Source organism: Halomonas alimentaria (assembly GCF_009902005.1).
GTDB classification, from domain to species: Bacteria; Pseudomonadota; Gammaproteobacteria; order Pseudomonadales; family Halomonadaceae; genus Halomonas; species Halomonas alimentaria.
Map to the genome: position 1 here is coordinate 38,762 of NZ_WUTT01000001.1, position 19,068 is coordinate 57,829.

The window sequence follows — 19,068 nt, forward strand, 5'->3', positions numbered from 1 at the left end:
ACCCAAACAGTCTTTTGCTCTGGTCGATCAGGTAATTCATTGTGAGCACTTGCCGACAGTCGGAGACATATCGGTAAGGAGGTGATCCAGCCGCAGGTTCCCCTACGGCTACCTTGTTACGACTTCACCCCAGTCATGAACCACACCGTGGTGATCGCCCTCCGAAGTTAGGCTAACCACTTCTGGTGCAGTCCACTCCCATGGTGTGACGGGCGGTGTGTACAAGGCCCGGGAACGTATTCACCGTGACATTCTGATTCACGATTACTAGCGATTCCGACTTCACGGAGTCGAGTTGCAGACTCCGATCCGGACTGAGACCGGCTTTTCGGGATTAGCTCCACCTCGCGGCTTCGCAACCCTTTGTACCGGCCATTGTAGCACGTGTGTAGCCCTACTCGTAAGGGCCATGATGACCTGACGTCGTCCCCACCTTCCTCCGGTTTGTCACCGGCAGTCTCCCTAGAGTTCCCGACCGAATCGCTGGCAAATAGGGACAAGGGTTGCGCTCGTTACGGGACTTAACCCAACATTTCACAACACGAGCTGACGACGGCCATGCAGCACCTGTCTGTGCGTTCCCGAAGGCACCAATCCATCTCTGGAAAGTTCGCACGATGTCAAGAGTAGGTAAGGTTCTTCGCGTTGCATCGAATTAAACCACATGCTCCACCGCTTGTGCGGGCCCCCGTCAATTCATTTGAGTTTTAACCTTGCGGCCGTACTCCCCAGGCGGTCGACTTATCGCGTTAACTGCGCCACAAAGGTCACAAGGACCCCAACGGCTAGTCGACATCGTTTACGGCGTGGACTACCAGGGTATCTAATCCTGTTTGCTACCCACGCTTTCGCACCTCAGCGTCAGTGTCAGTCCAGAAGGCCGCCTTCGCCACTGGTATTCCTCCCGATCTCTACGCATTTCACCGCTACACCGGGAATTCTACCTTCCTCTCCTGCACTCTAGCCTGACAGTTCCGGATGCCGTTCCCAGGTTGAGCCCGGGGCTTTCACAACCGGCTTATCACGCCGCCTACGCGCGCTTTACGCCCAGTAATTCCGATTAACGCTCGCACCCTCCGTATTACCGCGGCTGCTGGCACGGAGTTAGCCGGTGCTTCTTCTGTGGGTGATGTCCTCCCTCGAGGGTATTGGCCCCGAGGATTTCTTCCCCACTGAAAGTGCTTTACAACCCGAAAGCCTTCTTCACACACGCGGCATGGCTGGATCAGGCTTTCGCCCATTGTCCAATATTCCCCACTGCTGCCTCCCGTAGGAGTTCGGGCCGTGTCTCAGTCCCGATGTGGCTGATCATCCTCTCAGACCAGCTACGGATCGCAGCCTTGGTGAGCCATTACCTCACCAACTAGCTAATCCGACATAGGCTCATCCGATAGCGCAAGGTCCGAAGATCCCCTGCTTTCTCCCGTAGGACGTATGCGGTATTAGCCTGGGTTTCCCCAGGTTATCCCCCACTATCGGGCAGATTCCTATGCATTACTCACCCGTCCGCCGCTCGACGCCTGGAAGCAAGCTTCCATCGTTTCCGCTCGACTTGCATGTGTTAGGCCTGCCGCCAGCGTTCAATCTGAGCCATGATCAAACTCTTCAGTTTAAGATCATAAGTGCTTGAAGGGTGGGTCTGGGCAGATTTGAACTGCCGACCTCACCCTTATCAGGGGTGCGCTCTAACCAACTGAGCTACAGACCCGGCTAAACCACTGGGTCCACGACCCAAACAGTCTTTTGCTCTGGTCGATCAGGTAATTCATTGTGAGCACTTGCCGACAGTCGGTGACATATCGGTAACATGTGTTAGGCCTGCCGCCAGCGTTCAATCTGAGCCATGATCAAACTCTTCAGTTTAAGATCATAAGTGCTTGAAGCAGCACCAAACTTGGCTCAAGGTTCAAACGTTCTCAAATAGACCCGAAGATCTATGACGAGTCGCTTGCCTTGATGGTTCATCGTCAGGCACTTATTCAGAAACCCCAGCCCATGGCTGGGGTTTCGTCGTTCCAGGGGTCTCCCCATGGAGAGTCCCGGAGTGCCGGCCAGATCATCGTCAGGCACTTATTAAGAAAAGCCCCGAGCATCGTGAGATGGTCGGGGCTTTTTGCGTTCGGGGCATTCCGTGGCTTGCTCCACCGCACGGTCAGCAGGCAGTAAAAAGCCCGGCCATCGGCCGGGCTCGGGTCAGACGGGCGCTGGGCCGGCTCAGAGGGCGGCGATCTTGTCGCGCTGCTCCGCCAGCAAGCGCCGGGAGGCCTGGAAATCGTTGAGCTTGCCGCGCTCCTTCTCCACCACCGCGGCGGGCGCCTTGGCCACGAAGCCTTCGTTGGAAAGCTTCTTCTCGATGCCGCCGATCAGCTTGTCCTGCTTCTCGATCTCCTTGTCGAGGCGGGCCAGTTCTGCCTCCTTGTCGATCAGGTCGGCCATGGGCACCAGCACCTCCATCTCGCCGACCAGCTGGGTGGCCGAGAGCGGCGCCTGCTGCGGATCATCCAGCCACTCGACGCTCTCCAGCTTGGCCAGCTTGGCCAGGAACAGGCGATTGGCTTCCAGGCGCTCGCGATCGGCACTGCCACCCTTGGTGAGCAGCACGTCCAGCGGCTTGCCCGGGGCGATGTTCATCTCGGCGCGGATATTGCGTACCGCCACGATCACCCCCTTGAGCCACTCGATATCCCGGGTGGCGCCCTCATCGAGCAGCGCCTCGTCGGCGGTCGGCCAGGGCTGGGCCATGATGGAGTCGCCCGCGCCCTGGAAGGTGCCGGCCAGCGGCGCCACGCGCTGCCAGATCTCCTCGGAGATGTAGGGCATCATCGGGTGGGCCAGGCGCAGGATGGCTTCCAGCACGCGGACCAGGGTCTGGCGGGTACCGCGCTTGGCTTCGAGGCTGGCGTTGTCGTCCCAGAGTACCGGCTTGGAGAGCTCGAGGTACCAGTCGCAGTACTCGTTCCAGACGAACTCGTAGAGCGCCTGGGAGGCGTGATCGAAACGGAACTCCTCCATGGCCCTGGTCACCTGGGCAGCGGTCTGCTGCAGGCGCGAGAGGATCCAGCGATCGGCCAGGGACAGTTCGACCGCCTCACCAGCCAGGCCGGTATCCTCGCCCTCGGCGTTCATCAGCACATAGCGCGAGGCGTTCCACAGCTTGTTGCAGAAGTTGCGGTAGCCATCCAGGCGGCCCATGTCGAACTTGATATCGCGTCCGGTGGTGGCCTGGGAGAGGAAGGTGAAGCGCAGCGCATCGGTACCGTGGGGCTCGATGCCCTCCGGGAACTCGCTGCGCGTGGCCTTGGTGATGGCCTTGGCCTTCTGGGGCTGCATCATGTTGCCGGTGCGCTTCTCCACCAGCGTATCCAGCTCGATACCATCGATCAGGTCGATGGGGTCGAGCACGTTGCCCTTGGACTTGGACATCTTCTGACCCTGACCGTCACGTACCAGGCCGTGCACATAGACCTGCTTGAAGGGCACCTCGCCGGTGAACTTCAGGGTCAGCATGATCATCCGCGCGACCCAGAAGAAGATGATGTCGAAGCCGGTGACCAGCACGCTGGAAGGGTGGAAGGTCTTGAGTTCCTCGGTCTGTTCCGGCCAGCCCAGGGTCCCGAAGGTCCACAGCCCCGAACTGAACCAGGTGTCCAGCACGTCCTCGTCCTGGTTCAGCTCGAGGTCGGCAGGCAGTCCGTGCTTCTCGCGGGCCTCCTGCTCGCTGCGGGCCACATAGACGTTGCCCTCGGCGTCGTACCAGGCGGGAATACGATGCCCCCACCACAGCTGGCGGGAGATGCACCAGTCCTGCAGGTCGCGCATCCAGGCGAAGTACATGTTCTCGTAGTTCTTGGGGACGAACTGGATATCGCCCTTCTCCACGGCCTCGATGGCGGGCCTGGCGAGGCTCTCCACGGCGACGAACCACTGGTCCGTGAGCAGCGGCTCGATGACATCGCCACTGCGGTCGCCATAGGGGAGGGTGTTGCTGACCGTCTCCACCTGCTCGAGCAGGCCAGCGGCCTCCATGTCGGCGACGATGCGTGCGCGAGCCGCGAAGCGGTCGAGGCCCGCGTAGGCCTCCGGCAGGCTCGTATCGATCTCGGCCAGCGGACGTCCCTGGATATCGAAGGCCTCGGCGCGCGCGAGGATCGATGCGTCCTGGGTGAAGACGTTGATCAGCGGCAAGCCTTGGCGGCGGCCCACCTCGTAGTCGTTGAAGTCGTGGGCCGGGGTGATCTTCACGCAGCCGGAGCCCTTCTCCATGTCGGCATGTTCATCCGCCACGATGGGGATCCGGCGCCCCACCAGGGGCAGTTCCACGAACTTGCCGACCAGTGAGGCGTAGCGCGGATCCTCGGGGTTCACCGCTACGCCGGTATCGCCAAGCAGGGTCTCGGGGCGGGTGGTGGCGACGATGAGGTAGTCCTTGCCGTCGTCTGTGGTGGCGCCGTCGGCCAGGGGGTAGCGGAAGTGCCAGAAGCTGCCCTGCTGGTCGCGGTTCTCGACCTCCAGATCGGAGATGGCGGTGTGCAGGGTCGGGTCCCAGTTGACCAGCCGCTTGCCGCGGTAGATCAGGTCCTCCTCGAAGAGGCGCACGAAGACCTCCTGGACCGCCCGATAGAAGCCGTCGTCCATGGTGAAGCGTTCGCGGCTCCAGTCGACGCTGGCCCCCATGCGACGCAGCTGGCGGGTGATATGCCCGCCGGACTCCTGCTTCCACTCCCACACCTTGTCGATGAAGGCCTCGCGGCCGAGGTCGTGGCGGCTCTTGCCCTCTTCCGCGGCGACCTTGCGCTCCACCAGCATCTGGGTGGCGATGCCGGCGTGGTCGGTGCCCACCTGCCACAGGGTGTTGCGCCCCTGCATCCGTCGCCAGCGGATCAGGGTGTCCATGATGGTGTCCTGGAAGGCGTGACCCATGTGCAGGCTGCCGGTGACGTTGGGCGGCGGGATCATGATGGAGTAGGGCTCGCCCTCGCCTGCGGGGGCGAAGCGGCCATCGGCCTCCCAGCGCTGGTACCAGCGGGATTCGATCTGCGCGGGTTGGTAGGTCTTGTCCATGGGCGTTCCGGGTCCAGAAATGATCACCGCCGGCCAGATGGCCGGACGGCAGGAATGGCGACGAAAAATGGGCTTGATTATAGCCCGGCGGGGTAGCTGGCGTCAGCCTGGCTGGCCGCGCAGCTGATGCGCCTTGACCGGATAGCCGCGCTTCCGGTAGGTCTGCCAGCACTCGCGTTTGGCGGTCAGTACCGCCTGGTGCTGGTTGATGATCTCGGCGACACGCTCGAAGCGCGAGAACCACTCGGGGATGCCCGGCGAGAGGTTGAGCAGGGCCTGCACCGCGCGTTCGGGAGGCGGCGGCTCGGCCCAGCCGATGGTGACCGGCACCCGGTCGGCGAGGTCGTCGCCGGCCAGGGCGTGGGGCACATAGGCGTCGGCCCGGAAGGTCCACAGTGCCGCATCGAGCTCCCTGGCCATGGCCTCGTCCTCGGCGTGCAGGTGCAGCCGATAGCCCTTGCGCTGGATGGTCTCGGCCAGCCGGCAGGCGAAGTCGAGGCGCGCCTCCAGGGTGGTATCGGGAAGGACGTAAAAGTCGATCTGGGTCACGCCCTACACCAGCCGCGTCAGCCAGCCGTGGGTGTCTTCCGCACGGCCATACTGAAGGTCGAGCAGCTTGGCGCGCAGACGCTTGGCGATGGGGTTGCCGTTGTCGCCGGCCAGGCGGATGCGCTCCTGTTCGCTGACCAGCTCGCCCACCGGGGTGATCACCGCGGCGGTGCCGCAGGCGAAGACCTCGGTGATCTCGCCGCTGGCCGCCCCCTCGCGCCACTCGTCGATGCTGATCGGGCGCTCCTCGGGCGTCAGCCCCTCGTCTCGGGCCAGGGTCAGCACCGAGTCGCGAGTGACGCCCTCGAGGATGGTGTCGGTCAGGCGCGGGGTGGCGATGCGCCCGTCCTTGAACACGAAGAACAGGTTCATGCCGCCCAGTTCCTCGATCCACTTGTTCTCGGCGGCATCCAGGAAGGCGACCTGGCCGCAGCCATTGGCGCTGGCTTCCTTCTGGGCCGCCAGGGAAGCGGCATAGTTGCCGCCGCACTTGGCGAAGCCGGTACCGCCCGGTGCCGCCCGCTTGTAGTGCTCCGAGAGCCAGATCGAGACCGGCTCCACGCCACCCTTGAAGTAGGCCGCCGCCGGCGAGGCGATCACGTAGTAGTCGACCTCCTGGGCCGGGCGCACGCCGAGGAACTTCTCGCTGGCGATCATGAAGGGGCGCAGGTAAAGGCTGCATTCGTCGGCCTCGCTCTTCGGCGTCGGTACCCAGGCATGGTCCTGGGCGAGCAGCGCCTTGATCGAGCCGATGAAGTCCTCGTCGGAGAGTTCTGGCAGGGCCAGCCGTCGTGCGCTGCGACGGAAGCGTTCGGCATTCTTCTCGGGACGGAAGGTCCAGATGGAGCCATCGGCGTGGCGGTAGGCCTTGATGCCCTCGAAGATCTCCTGAGCGTAGTGCAGCACGGCGGCGGCGGGGTCCAGGGTCAGCGGGCCATAGGGACGTACCTCGTGGCCGTGCCAGCCGGCGTCCAGGGTCCAGCGTACGTGGGCCATGTGGTCGGTGAAGTACTGGCCGAAGCCGGGGCTGGCGAGGATGTCCTCACGGATCGAGTCGGCCGTGGGGGTGGAGTTGGGCAGGAGTTCGAAGCTGGCATTCGACACGGCAAGGGGTCTCCGCTACGCCCGGGGCGTGCCAGCCCCGGGGTGATACTGGAAGCTCGGGCCGGTGAGAGCCGGCCCGGGTCGTGGATTCATCGTCAGTCCCACATGAGAAAGGCGACGCGAAAAAAACGCAAGAGCGAGGCGCTATTCCGCCTCGGTTTCCACCACGGCGTCGGCCTCGCGGTCCAGCAGGTACTGGGTCAGCAGGCCCACCGGGCGGCCGCTGGCGCCCTTATCCTTGCCGGAGCTCCAGGCGGTGCCGGCGATGTCCAGATGTGCCCAGGGGAACTTGTCGGCGAAGCGCGAGAGGAAGCAGGCGGCGGTGATGGTGCCCGCTGGCTTGCCGCCGATATTGGCCAGGTCGGCGAAGTTGGAGTCGAGCTGTTGCTGGTACTCGTCCCACAGCGGCAGGTGCCAGGCGCGATCCCAGGCCGCCTCGCCGGCATCGAGCAGGTCGAGTGCCAGGTCGTCGTCGTTGGCAAGCAGGCCGGTGGCGTGATGGCCCAGGGCGATGATGCAGGCCCCGGTCAGGGTGGCGATGTCCACCACGCTGGCCGGTTCGAAGCGCTCGGCGTAGGTGAGGGCGTCGCACAGCACCAGGCGGCCCTCGGCGTCGGTATTGAGTACCTCCACCGAGAGGCCTTTCAGCGTCCTGATGATATCGCCTGGCTTGGTGGCGCGACCGTCAGGCATGTTCTCGGCGGCGGCCACGATGGCCACCAGGTTGACCTTCGGTCGGATGCCGAGCACCGCCTCGACGGTGCCGAATACGCTGGCCGCGCCGCACATGTCGAACTTCATCTCGTCCATGGCCTCGCCGGGCTTGAGCGAGATGCCGCCGGTATCGAAGGTGATGCCCTTTCCCACCAGCACGTGAGGCGCCTCGTCGGGGTTGTCGGCGCCCTGGTACGTCATGACGATCAGCCGCGAGGGCTGCTCGCTGCCACGGCCCACCGACAGCAGGCTATGGGCGCCCAGCGCCTCCAGGGCCTCCTCGTCGAGGATCTCCACCGCCAGTGCGCCGCCGGAGGCTTCACCCAGCGCCTCGGCCCGCTCGGCCAGGTAGCTCGGGGTGCAGACGTTGCCCGGCAGGTTGCCCAGGGTGCGGGCGGCGTTGATGCCCTGGCCTACGGCGTCGCCGATGCGGGCGCCCTCCCGGGCAGCTGCGGCGTCGCCGTCGTCGTTGACCAGCAGGGTCACCGAGGCCAGTCGCGACGCGGGCGCCTTCTCGGACTTGAACTCCTCGAAGCGATAGAGGGCGCGATGGGCGGCCTCGGCGACCATGCGTGCCTTCCAGTCGGCACCGCGATCCGCCAGGGGCACCTCGGTAAAGGCCACTGCCGCTTCGTCCACCGGGAGGCACGCCAGGGCGGTGAAGGCGGCGTCCAGCGCCTTGCGGAAGGCCGTCTCCTGGCATGTCTCACGCTTGCCCAGTCCGACCAGCAGCAGGCGTTCGGTGGAGAGGCCCGGTGCGAAGGGGACCAGCTGCACGTTGCCCAGCCTGGCGTCGAAGTCGCCGCGCTCGAGCAGCTGGCCCATTAGTCGTTCGCTGGCGTCGTCAAGGCGCGAGGCGGTGGGCAGCAGCGCCTCCTCCTTGAACACCGGGATGACGATACAGGCGCTCTCGACCTTGGCGGGGTTACCCGTCCTGACTGGGAATTCCATGGCGTCTCCACAAGACAAGCGTTGGGGTTACTGGCAATTGGGGTTACAAGCGTAGAGGGATTCTGGATAATGCCGGCACGTTGCCGTGTCGCTCCAGTGTACCCAAGGCATGGCCCCATTGCATGGCAGACGCCGCATGATCATCTTCCGCTATCTGACCCGCGAGATCCTGCTGACCATGGCCGCCGTTGCCGGCGTGCTGTTGCTGGTGATCATGGGCAGTCGCTTCATTCGCTACTTCAGCAACGCCGCCGAAGGCGAGATACCCGCCGACATCCTCGGCACCCTGATGCTGTTGCATCTACCGGGGTTCCTGGAGCTGATCCTGCCGCTGGCGTTCTTCCTGGGTATCCTGCTCGCCTATGGCCAGCTCTACCTCAACAGCGAGATCACCGTGCTGGTAGCCTGCGGTACCAGCCCCAATCGACTGCTCCAGGTAAGCCTTGTGCCGGCCGTCCTGGTGTCTGTGCTGGTGGGGCTGTGCAGCCTGTGGCTGACCCCGGCCGGGGCACTCCAGACCGAGACGTTGCTCGAGGATCAGCGCAGCCGGGTCGACTTCTCCACCCTGGGGCCCGGGCGTTTTCAGGAGTTCGGCAGTGGGCGTACCGCCTATACCGAAGGCTTCAGCGAGGATGGTGCCGAGATGCGTGGTGTTTTCATCAGCGAGCGGCAGCGGCGCAGCGACGGCACCCCGGAGAGCGTTGTGACCCGCGCCGAGGCCGGCCACCAGGCGGTGGACGACGATACCGGCAGCCGCTTCCTGGTGCTGACCGACGGCGAACGCTACAGCGTCGAACCGGGCAGGTATCAGGCCGAGCGGCTCGAGTTCGAGACCTATGCGGTGCGCCTGTCGCGGGCCGAGTCGCTGCGCGAGCTCGACTCTCCCGAGCTCACTCCGACCCGCGAGCTGTTCGGTGACGAGTCGCCCGAGGCGCGTGCCCAGCTGCAGTGGCGGCTGGGCATGCCGCTGATGGTGTTCATCTTGACCCTGCTGGCGATGCCGCTGTCGCGAGTCAATCCGCGCCAGGGGCGCTTTGCCAAGCTGCTGCCGGCGATCTTCCTGCATGTGGCCTACCTGAGCCTGCTGCTGGCGGCGCTGGACGCCATCGGTCGCGGCAACCTGCCGGCCGCAGTGGGCATGTGGCCGATCCATGGCGCCTTCCTGGCGCTGGGGTTATGGATGATGGTGCGCGCCCAGCGCAAGGGGATGAGCGGATGATTGCCGATCGCTTCGACCGCTACCTGGCGCGGAACGTGCTGGGTGCCATCATCGTCGTCCAGGTGGTGCTGCTGGGCCTCGACCTGGTGATCACCTACATCAACGATCTGGGCGATGTGGAGGGTGACTACGGAGCTTTCCAGGTGCTTCTCTACCTGCTGATGCGCCTGCCCTGGCGGCTCTATCAGTACGCGCCGGTGGCGGTGCTGATCGGCGCGCTGATCGGCCTGGGCAGCATGGCCTCCAGCAACGAGCTCACCGTGATGCGCGCCGCCGGGCGCTCCCTGGCGCGGATCCTGTGGGGCGCCATGAAGCCGATCATCCTGGTGGTGGTCGTGGTGCTGTTCATCGCCGAGTACGTCTCCCCGCGCACCGAGCAGTTTGCCAGTGCCTGGCGCGTCGAAAAGATCCAGGGGGCCGGGGCCCTGGTTACCGAGCGTGGTGGCTGGCAGCGGGAGGGCGACAGCTTCTATCGCTTTGGTGCCATCCGTGCCGACGACACCGTGCTCGACCTCACTCGCTACCGCTTCGAGGGCCAGCGCCTGGCCGAGGCGCTGAGCGCCGCGCGTGCTATCTGGCGAGAGGGGCATTGGGTGCTGGAAGACGTCTCGGTAACGCGGTTCTCCGAGCAGGGCACCGAGGCGCAACACCTCGCGACCCGGGAGTGGGATACCCAGCTGACGCCGGAGCAGCTCTCGCGGCTGCTGCGCGACGTCGAAAGCCAGTCGCCGAGCGAGCTGTGGGCCTACGCCCGCTACCTGCGCGACCAGGGCCAGCAGGCCACCCAGCCGCTGCTCTACTTCTGGCAGAAGATGCTGTTGCCGCTGACCATGGGCTCGCTGGTACTGGTGGCCGCCTCCTTCGTGTTCGGCCCGCTGCGCAGCGTGGCCGCCGGCACCCGGGTGTTCTACGGCGTGGTCACCGGCCTGGCATTCAAGTACTTGCAGGACCTGCTGGCACCGGCCTCCACGGTCTTCGGCTTCTCGCCCGCCTGGGCGGTGCTGGCGCCCACCCTGATCTGCGCCGCGGTAGGAATCCTCCTGCTGCGCCGTAGCGGCTGAGACAAGGAGAGCCCATGGCCCGCCGCTTCCCCAACCTCGACGATGTCTGGCCCGCCGGCCTCGGCCGCCGGCTGGGCGCCATGCTCTACGATGCCTTTCTGGTGGTCGCGATCTGGCTGCTGACGGCCGGCCTGCACCTGCTGGCCGTACGCCACCTGGTCGGCCTGCCGGCCGAGCAGGTCGGGGTGGGCTTCCTTCAGGTCGCCTCCCTGCGGCTGATCATGCTGGTGTCGGCCTTCGCCTTCTTTGCCTTCTTCTGGTGCCGTGGCGGCATGACCCTGGGGATGCAGGCCTGGCGGCTGCGGGTGCAGACCCGGGATGGCCACGCCATCTCCCTGCGCCAGGCCATGGTGCGCTACCTGGTGGCCTGGCTCTCGGTGGCCGCGCTGGGACTCGGCTACCTGTGGGTGCTGTTCGATGCCGAGCGGCGCAGCTGGCCCGATATTGCCTCGGGCACCCGGGTCGTGGTGCTGCCCAAGCCGGCCAGATAGTCCGGGGATTGACCGGGATCAGACATTGGTCGAGTCCCGGTTGCAACACCTTATGCGAATCATTTACATTTGTCTCGCTATCCAACGCGAGGTGTTCGCATGTACGTCTGCATCTGCAAGGGAGTCTCCGATCGCCGTATCCGTCAGGTCGTCGAGGAGGGCGCGCGCAGCTGGCGCGAGGTCCAGGACGAGACCGGCTGTGGCACCCAGTGCGGCAAGTGTGCCTGCGTGGGCAAGAGCCTGACCCGCGAGGCGGTGAAGGAGGAGCTGCTGCTCTCCGGCGCGGAGCTCGCCTACGCCGTATAACGGCATCAGCGAATATTCTCGCGTCGGGGTTTGGCAATCGTCATCCCGGCATGCCAAGCTTGGGTCGACTCCCCACATCATGAGAGGCAGATCCATGAAAGGCGACAGCAAGGTCATCGAGCATCTCAACCGCGCCCTGGGCAACGAACTGGTGGCCATTAACCAGTACTTCCTGCATGCCAAGATGTACAAGGACTGGGGCCTGCAGAAGCTGGCCAAGTGGGAGTACGACGAGTCCATCGAGGAGATGCAGCACGCCGACAAGCTGATCGAGCGTATCCTCTTCCTCGAGGGCATCCCCAACCTGCAGGACCTCGGCAAGCTGCATATCGGCGAGAACGTGCGCGAGATGCTCGAGAGCGACCTCAAGATCGAGCATGAGGGACGCAACGACTACATCGAAGCCATCGGCTACTGCGAGCAGGTGAAGGACTATGTGACCCGCGACCTGTTCCGCGACTTGCTGGCCGACGAGGAAGGTCATATCGACCATATCGAGACCGAGCTAGGCCTGATCGACAAGGTCGGCATCGAGAACTACCTGCTCAAGCAGATGCAGGAGGCCGGCGAGGAGTGATCGTCCCCGTCCTTCCGCTCCCGACACCGGCGCCCATCGTGGCGCCGGTGGTCGTTGTGGCCCCCCTCAGAAGGCCTTCTCCAGGTCGAAGCGCGGCACCGGCTCGCCCTGCACCTCCACCAGCTCGGTGAACATCGCCAGCGGTCGCACCCAGAGGCCATAGTCGCCATACAGGGCGCGATAGACCACCAGTGGCTCCTCGCTCTCGCTGTGATGGGCCACGCCGAGCACCTCGTAGCGGTTGCCCTTGTAGTGGCAGTAGATTCCGGGAACCGGTAGCGGGCGGGTCATGGCACTCTCCTGAAGAAGAAGGGAATCCTGATCGAGACGGGAAAACCCGGGGTTGACGGCATGCTGGTGCACGGGCGGGATCATCAAGGGGGAGTCTGCTCGCTGGCGGCCTGCCTGGCCAGCCGGGCCAGGGTGCGCGAGGCGGCCACGAAGCCGAAGCTGCCGGTAACGAAGGTGGCGGCGCCGAAGCCGGAGGCACAGTCCAGGCGGGTGGCCTCGCCGCTGCCCGGCTTCTGGAAGCACACCTCGCCGTCGCTGCCCGGGTAGACCAGCTGCTCGTCGGAATAGACGCACTCCACCGCGAAGCGCCGTTTCGGATTGCGCGAGAAGCCGAAGTCGCGGCGCAGCCGCGAGCGCACCTTGGCCAGCAGCGGGTCGTGCTCGGTGCGCGTCAGGTCGGCCACCCGGATACGGGTGGGGTCGGTCTGGCCGCCCGCCGCGCCGGTCACTGTGATCGGCAGCTTGCGCCGCTTGCACCAGGCGATCAGCGCCGCCTTGGCGACCACGCTGTCGATGGCGTCGATCACGTGGTCGGCGTCCTCGGGAATGCGCTCGGCCAGGTTGGTGGGCGTGACGAATGCGGCGTCGGCCATCACCTCGATCCCCGGCTGGATCGCCCGACAACGCTCTGCCAGCACCTCCACCTTGGGGCGCCCCACGCTGCCGTCCAGGGCGTGGAGCTGGCGGTTGACGTTGGAGACGCAGACATCGTCCAGGTCAATCAGCGTCAGCCTGCCGATGCCGGAGCGAGCCAGGGCCTCCACGGCCCAACTGCCTACGCCTCCCACGCCGACGACCACCACATGGGCGGTACGAAAGCGGGCGAAGGCGCGCGCGCCGTAGAGACGGCGAATGCCGCCGAAGCGCAGCGCGTGGTCGTCCTCGGCGAAGGCGGCGGGGGAGGCGGTAATGGGATCGCTCATGGTCTCATGGGGTCGTGAGTGGGTCAGTGGGTGGCGTCGCGACGGCGGGCCAGGGGGTATCGCCAGGCGCGATCAGCTGCACGCCGTCCCTCGGCAGGTGGCCGGCCCAGCCGAAGCGTTCGAGCAGCGCGGTCATGGCGCCATCCGGGGCGCACTCGACGTGAAGCCGCTGGCCCGAGGCCGGGTGATCGAAGGCCACTCCCACCGCGGCCAGCAGCAGCCGGGGGGTGCCCAGGCGCTCGGCGAAGAAACGGTTGTGGTTGCCCTTGCCGTGCTTGGCGTCGCCGATGATCGGATAGCCGCGTCGGGAGAGGTGGCGGCGGATCTGGTGGCGCCGCCCGGTCAGGGGGCAGGCCTCCATCAGCGAATAGCGGCTGTGGGGGTAGCGGTCCACCTGCACCGGCAGCTCCACGCTGTCCAGGCGGCGGATATCGGTGACGGCCTCCATGGCCGGCATCTCCGCCTTGGGACGGCTGCCATCCTCCTCGCGCAGCGCATAGTCGAGGCGTTCGGTCGCGGGCCCGATACCGCGCACTACCGCCAGGTAGCGCTTGGCCACCTCGCGCCCGGTGAAGGCCTCGCCCAGGGATGCCGCGATCTCGGGCGACAGGGCGAACACCATGGCCCCCGACGTGGGGCGGTCGAGGCGGTGGGCCGGATAGACCCGCCGGCCCAGCCGGTCGCGCAGGCGCTGCAGCAGGAACTCGCGCTCGCCCCGCGCCAGGGCGGTGCGATGCACCAGCAGCCCGGCGGGCTTGTGCACGACCACCAGGTGCTCGTCGCGATAGAGAATGCGAAGCTCGTCCGCCATGGCCGGGTCCGGTTCAGGAAGGGCGGCCATTGTCGCCCTCAGTCGCGGCGATGTCATCCCCGGCCGAGGCGGGCTGGGCCATCAGCCCGTACAGCAGGCTCTCGAGCTCCGCCTGGCCAAGGTAGCGCGGGACGGCATAGGTGAAGCGCACCTCGGCGCGGGCCGCCCTGGCCAGCGCCGGGATATCCTCGCCGCGCAGCGCCGCCACCCGTTCGGGGATGCCAAAGTCGGTATTGAGCCGGCGCACGCGGGCGATGAACGCCTCGGCCGCGACGCCGTCGTCGGTGCTGGTGGTGACCTGGCAGTGGCGGGCCAGCGCTGCCAGTCGCGGCGCGATGGTCGGCAGCGATGCTTCCAGCAGGTGCGGCATCACCATGGCATTGGCCAGGCCGTAGGGCAGGTGGTACCAGGCACCCAGCTGGTGGGCGATGGCATGGATATAGCCGACACCGGCCTGGGTAAAGGCGTAGCCTGCCTGGTGGGCGGCCCTGGCCATGTGCAGGCGGGCCTCGAGGTCGTGGCCGGCGGCAACACAGCGTGGCAGCTGTGTCAGGGTCTCGCGAGCGGCCTGGAGCGCGGCGCGATCGGTGCGCGGCAGGGCGTTGCGCGACAGGAAGGCCTCCACGGCGTGGGTCAGGGCATCCATGCCGGTGGCAGCGGTGATATGGGGCGGCAACCCGACCATCAGCTCGGGGTCCAGGGCGGTGGCCCGGGGCAGCAGGCGGGGGTCCACCGCGGCGAGCTTGCGGCGCCGGGCGGGGTCGGAGACCACCGCGGCGAGGGTGGTCTCCGACCCGGTCCCGGCGGTGGTGGGGATGGCATAGAGGGGCGGCATGCCGCGGTGGATGCGGAACAGCCCCGCCAGGCGCCGTACCGGGCGACGGTTGCGGGCGCGGGCGCCGATCAGCTTGGCGGCGTCGATGGGCGAGCCGCCGCCGATGGCCAGCAGCGCCTCGGCCCGGTGGGCGCTCAGGCAGGCCAGGCCGGCCTCTACCTGGCCGATATCGGGATCGGGTGTCACGCCATCGAACAGGGCCCAGGCCACGCCATGGCGTTCCAGCTCCTCGAGCAGAGGGGCCACCAGGCCGAGACGCACCAGCTCGGCGTCGCTGACCACCAGCACCCGGCGGTGACCCGCCTCTGCCAGGAGGCGCACCAGGTCGCGTGCGCTGCCGGGACCCTCGAGGCAGTGCGGCCAGCGCCGGGGGAGCAGGGCGGTAATGGCCTTGAGGATGAGCAAATAGACGCGCAGCGGAAGGTGTTGCCACATCATCACCACGCCTCCCTTGCCCAGCTCCGGGCGTGCATCAGGCGGTGGTCGGCAGGTAGGGAGTGCCGGACAGGCGGCGCACCTCGACGTGGGAGAGCCAGTCGATGTCGTCGGCGCGCATTTCCAGCTCCCTCGCCACCGCCTGGCTCTCCCGTGGACACGCCTCGTCCAGGCAGATGACCACGGTGACCTTGTCCTCCAGGTAGTGCAGCTCCATCTCGCGGATCTCCGACCAGACCGCAAGCGAGGCCCAGCGCCTGGCCAGCGCAGTCTCCACCTCGGGGCGCAGCGGCAGCCCCGGGAAGCGGCTGGGGTCGCCCTCGCCGGCGTCGTCCTCGGGATCGATATGGAAGGTCAGGTCGGTGAGGGCGGGGAAGCCGTTGCGTAGTCGGCGACTCACCTCGTTGCCGATCTCGTGGCCCTCGGAGACGCTGATCCGTGGCGGCACCACCACGTGCAGGTCGAGCATGGTGCGTCCCGCCGACTGGCGGGTGCGCAGGTCGTGGATACCGTGCACCCCGGGCACGCTCATGGCCATCCGGCGCATCTCCTCCTGGGTGGCCACGGGCAGGGCGGTATCCACCAGCTCGCGGCCCGACTCCCACAGCAGGTCCCAGCCGACCTTGCCGACCAGCAGGCCGACGATCACCGCCGCCACGGTATCGATCCAGGCGGCACCGAACTGGCTGCCGATCAGGGCCACCATCACCACCCCGGTGGAGAGCACGTCGCTGCGGTGGTGCCAGGCGTTGGCCTCGAGCATCTTCGAGCCGATGCGTCGCGCCACCCGGCGGGTGATATGGAACAGCCACTCCTTGGCGAGCAGCGCCAGGGCGGTGAGCAGAATCGCCCAGAGTCCGGGGGGCGGGATCTCGGCGGTGGAGAACAGCCGTTCCACGCTCGACCAGGCGATGGCACCGGCGACGAAGATCAGCACACTGCCCAGGAACAGCGTGGCCAGGGTCTCGATTCGTCCATGGCCGTAGTGGTGGTCGTGGTCGGGGCCCTGGTGGCCATAGTGGGAGGCGGCGAGCACGAAGCCGTCGGTCACCAGGTCGGAGAAGGAGTGCACGCCATCCGCCACCAGCGCGGCCGAGCCGACAATCCAGCCCACGATGATCTTGGCCACGCCCAGCACGCAGTTCACCGCGACCGACAGGAGGGTGACACGAAAGGTGGCCTGATGTTTCTCGGGATTGGTCTGCATGGTCGATCCTGGGACGCTTCCCTGGAGGAGCCGCATCGGCGGTATCGCTCAAATGGTACCGAATAGGTCCTGATTTGCGCAAGGCGCCGGCTGCCAGGGCCATCGCAGATGGCGGCACCGTTCAAGGCTTCCCCGGTGGCTTTCGCTATCGAAGCATAGCTAACTGTGATTGGCCTGGGGTGGCTGCCACCATGGTCGGCTCGTCGTGGTCGCGAGTCCTGTTCATGCTGTAGGCTCGCCCGATGCCCTCCGGAGCCGATCATGCCACTCTCGCCCAGCTACCGACTCGCCGCCACCATTCTGCATGGTTTCGACGAATACCGTTCGCGCTTCAAGGCGATCACCGCGGATGCCAGCCGGCGTTTCGCCGAGGCGGCATGGCGTGAGGCGCAGCAGGCGTCGGCGGAGCGCATCAACCTCTACGAGGAGAAGGTCCAGGCGACCCTGCACCGACTGCGTCGCAGCTTCGCGGATGATGTTCTCACCGACTTCGAGTGCTGGCGCGAGGCACGCACCCACTACGCCGAGCTGATCAACCAGCGGCTCGACTACGAGCTGGCCGAGACCTACTTCAACTCGATGTTCTGCTCGCTCTTCCACCATCGCCATATCCGCAACGACTGGATGTTCGTCTACAGCTCCCGCGAGCAGGCGGCCCACCATTCCGGCCTGACCCTGTGTCGGCACCTCCGGGTGGCGGGCGACTGGGTGGCCGGGCTGCGTTGGGCGCTGGGCGAGGCGCGCTTCGTGACGCCCTTCATCGACCTGGAGCGGGATGCCGGACAAGGGGGGGAAGCCCTCCGGCGGCTGTTGCCGGAGGCCGTTCGCGATGATCCCGAGGCCGAGATCGAGCTGATCAAGAGTGTCTTCTATCGCAACAAGGGCGCCTACCTGGTCGGCCGGGTGCGGGGTGGTGGCCAGCAGGTGCCACTGGTGCTGCCGGTGCTCCACGAGGAGGGCAAGGGGCTCTACCTGGATACGGTGCTGATCGAGCCCGACGAGGTGTCGATCATCTTCTCCTTCACCCGCGCCTACTTCCAGGTCAAGGTCGTGGTGCCCAGCGAGTTCGTGCACTACCTCCAGGAGCTGATGCCCGACAAGCCCCAGGGTGAACTGTATGCCGCCATCGGCTTCTTCAAGCACGGCAAGACCGAGTTCTTCCGGGCCCTCAACCGCCAGGTGGCGCGGCGCGAGGACAGGTTCATCATTGCCCCGGGGGTGCGCGGCATGGTCATGGCGGTGTTCGTGCTGCCTTCGTTCCGCACGGTGTTCAAGATCATCAAGGATCGCTTCGACCCCGGCAAGGCGATGAGTCGGGATAACGTCCGTGACAAGTACCGCCTGGTGAAGCGCCACGACCGGGTGGGGCGCATGGCCGATACCCAGGAGTTCTCCAACTTCATCGCCCGCCAGGACCACTTCGATCCCGACTGCCTGGCGCATCTGCTGGAGGTGGCACCTTCCACCGTCTATCTGCGCGGCGACAAGGTGATCATCAAGCACTGCTACACCGAGCGCATGATGACCCCGCTCAACCTCTACCTCGAGCAGTGCGATGAGGAGGAGACCCGGGCAGTGCTCAAGGACTACGGCAACGCCATCAAGCAGATGGCTGCCGCCAATATCTTCCCTGGCGACATGCTGCTCAAGAACTTCGGGGTGACCCGCCATGGTCGGGTGGTGTTCTACGACTACGACGAGGTCTGCTACCTCACCGAGTGCAATTTCCGGCATATCCCCGAGCCGCTCTACCCCGAGCAGGAGCTGGCCGACGAGCCCTGGTACTCGGTGGGGCCCAACGATATCTTCCCCGAGGAGTTCGGCCCCTTCCTGTTTGCCGACATTCGCCTGCGCAAGCTCTTCTATCAGCTCCACCCCGAGCTGTTCGATGCCGACTACTGGAAGGGGTTGCAGCAGGCGATCCTCGATGGCCGGGTCATCGACGTCTACCCCTACCGCAACAAGCAGCGCTTCAGTGGCGACGAGGATAACGGCCTGATCCACTAGCCGAAGCGCGGCACGCTATGCTGAAGGCGAGTGAAGTCCCTGATGACTGCATGCAGGGCTCTCGACCCAAGGAGAACATCATGTTGGACCTGATTACCCATTCGGCGGGGCATGTCGTGGCGATGAAGGCGGGTGGCATGGTGACCGGACAGGAGCTACAGCGTGCCATCGATGCCATCGAGGCCGCCAAGCGAAGCCACCCCCTGGTCAGCCTGGTGATCATCATCGATGACCTGCGCTGGATGACCCTCGGCGCGCTGCTCAAGGATGTCGGTTACGGCCTGACCCAACTCGGCGACCTGGAGCGCTATCACCGTGCCGCCGTGGTCACCGACCAGGCGTGGCTCAAGCACGTTGCCCATCTGGAGGAGCGCCTCTTCAGGGCGGTGGAGATCCAGACCTTTGCCAGGCGCGACCATGCTGCCGCCATGGCCTGGGCAGCCGAACTCCCCAGAGGCGCCCACGAGAGTCCCGAAGAGGACGGCTATCACGGGGCCTGAGCCGGCTCGCTGCTGGCCGGTCCGAA

The 19,068-nt window shown here is 66.0% G+C and carries 16 protein-coding genes, 1 tRNA gene and 1 rRNA gene; 7 read left to right on the plus strand and 11 right to left on the minus strand.

Features of this window, described 5'->3' with window-relative positions:
* Window positions 1–74: 74 nt before the first annotated feature.
* The 6 genes from GRB96_RS00160 to GRB96_RS00185 all read right to left on the minus strand — a co-directional run bounded on the left by GRB96_RS00160 (window position 75) and on the right by GRB96_RS00185 (window position 8,379).
* Window positions 75–1,612 (minus strand): 16S ribosomal RNA (locus tag GRB96_RS00160).
* 22 nt (window positions 1,613–1,634) lie between these two features.
* Window positions 1,635–1,708: transfer RNA gene (locus GRB96_RS00165), tRNA-Ile, on the minus strand.
* 506 nt (window positions 1,709–2,214) lie between these two features.
* On the minus strand, window positions 2,215–5,061 hold the full coding sequence (locus GRB96_RS00170; RefSeq protein ID WP_161429894.1) for a valine--tRNA ligase: 2,847 nt from the start codon (window positions 5,059–5,061) through the stop codon (window positions 2,215–2,217).
* Window positions 5,062–5,163: 102 nt separating this feature from the next.
* Window positions 5,164–5,610, minus strand: coding sequence for a DNA polymerase III subunit chi (locus tag GRB96_RS00175; RefSeq protein WP_161429895.1), 447 nt, complete (start codon window positions 5,608–5,610; stop codon window positions 5,164–5,166).
* A 3-nt stretch (window positions 5,611–5,613) separates the two neighbouring features.
* Window positions 5,614–6,714 carry a branched-chain amino acid aminotransferase gene (locus GRB96_RS00180; RefSeq protein WP_161429896.1) on the minus strand — a complete coding sequence of 367 codons (1,101 nt, stop codon included), beginning with the start codon at window positions 6,712–6,714 and terminating at the stop codon, window positions 5,614–5,616.
* A gap of 144 nt (window positions 6,715–6,858) precedes the next feature.
* Window positions 6,859–8,379, minus strand: coding sequence for a leucyl aminopeptidase (locus GRB96_RS00185; protein WP_161429897.1), 1,521 nt, complete (start codon window positions 8,377–8,379; stop codon window positions 6,859–6,861).
* A 136-nt stretch (window positions 8,380–8,515) separates the two neighbouring features.
* On the opposite strand from GRB96_RS00185, the gene lptF reads away from it, so the two are divergent.
* From lptF to bfr, 5 genes are all read left to right on the plus strand, one after another.
* A complete protein-coding gene (gene lptF / locus GRB96_RS00190; RefSeq protein WP_161429898.1) occupies window positions 8,516–9,598 on the plus strand; it encodes an LPS export ABC transporter permease LptF in 1,083 nt (360 codons plus the stop codon).
* On the plus strand, window positions 9,595–10,659 hold the full coding sequence (gene lptG, locus GRB96_RS00195) for an LPS export ABC transporter permease LptG (RefSeq protein WP_161429899.1): 1,065 nt from the start codon (window positions 9,595–9,597) through the stop codon (window positions 10,657–10,659). Before lptF ends, lptG begins: the two co-directional genes overlap by 4 nt.
* 14 nt (window positions 10,660–10,673) lie before the next feature.
* The gene (locus GRB96_RS00200; RefSeq protein ID WP_161429900.1) at window positions 10,674–11,150 is read left to right on the plus strand and encodes an RDD family protein; all 477 of its coding nucleotides are present in this window, start codon (window positions 10,674–10,676) and stop codon (window positions 11,148–11,150) included.
* Between the two features lie 99 nt (window positions 11,151–11,249).
* Window positions 11,250–11,456 carry a (2Fe-2S)-binding protein gene (locus tag GRB96_RS00205; protein WP_161429901.1) on the plus strand — a complete coding sequence of 69 codons (207 nt, stop codon included), beginning with the start codon at window positions 11,250–11,252 and terminating at the stop codon, window positions 11,454–11,456.
* Window positions 11,457–11,550: 94 nt separating this feature from the next.
* Window positions 11,551–12,033, plus strand: a complete 483-nt coding sequence (bfr, locus tag GRB96_RS00210; protein WP_161429902.1) for a bacterioferritin — start codon at window positions 11,551–11,553, stop codon at window positions 12,031–12,033.
* Between the two features lie 66 nt (window positions 12,034–12,099).
* Here the strand turns inward: bfr and GRB96_RS00215 are convergent, their stop codons facing one another.
* The 5 genes from GRB96_RS00215 to GRB96_RS00235 all read right to left on the minus strand — a co-directional run bounded on the left by GRB96_RS00215 (window position 12,100) and on the right by GRB96_RS00235 (window position 16,535).
* Entirely contained in the window at window positions 12,100–12,324 is a 225-nt protein-coding gene (locus tag GRB96_RS00215; RefSeq protein ID WP_161429903.1) for a DUF1653 domain-containing protein, read from the minus strand.
* Between the two features lie 83 nt (window positions 12,325–12,407).
* On the minus strand, window positions 12,408–13,247 hold the full coding sequence (gene tcdA, locus GRB96_RS00220) for a tRNA cyclic N6-threonylcarbamoyladenosine(37) synthase TcdA (protein WP_161429904.1): 840 nt from the start codon (window positions 13,245–13,247) through the stop codon (window positions 12,408–12,410).
* Between the two features lie 4 nt (window positions 13,248–13,251).
* Window positions 13,252–14,058: a pseudouridine synthase gene (locus GRB96_RS00225; protein ID WP_161429905.1), complete on the minus strand. Its 807-nt coding sequence runs from the start codon at window positions 14,056–14,058 to the stop codon at window positions 13,252–13,254.
* Window positions 14,059–14,071: 13 nt separating this feature from the next.
* Window positions 14,072–15,331 carry an iron-containing alcohol dehydrogenase gene (locus tag GRB96_RS00230; protein ID WP_205743459.1) on the minus strand — a complete coding sequence of 420 codons (1,260 nt, stop codon included), beginning with the start codon at window positions 15,329–15,331 and terminating at the stop codon, window positions 14,072–14,074.
* A 34-nt stretch (window positions 15,332–15,365) separates the two neighbouring features.
* Window positions 15,366–16,535: a cation diffusion facilitator family transporter gene (locus GRB96_RS00235; RefSeq protein WP_161429906.1), complete on the minus strand. Its 1,170-nt coding sequence runs from the start codon at window positions 16,533–16,535 to the stop codon at window positions 15,366–15,368.
* 261 nt (window positions 16,536–16,796) lie between these two features.
* Here GRB96_RS00235 and aceK point away from each other — a divergent pair, with 261 nt between their 5' ends.
* Together aceK and GRB96_RS00245 are read left to right on the plus strand one after the other, a co-directional pair.
* On the plus strand, window positions 16,797–18,542 hold the full coding sequence (gene aceK / locus GRB96_RS00240) for a bifunctional isocitrate dehydrogenase kinase/phosphatase (protein ID WP_161429907.1): 1,746 nt from the start codon (window positions 16,797–16,799) through the stop codon (window positions 18,540–18,542).
* A gap of 80 nt (window positions 18,543–18,622) precedes the next feature.
* A complete protein-coding gene (locus tag GRB96_RS00245; RefSeq protein WP_161429908.1) occupies window positions 18,623–19,042 on the plus strand; it encodes a SpoIIAA family protein in 420 nt (139 codons plus the stop codon).
* Window positions 19,043–19,068: the final 26 nt, after the last annotated feature.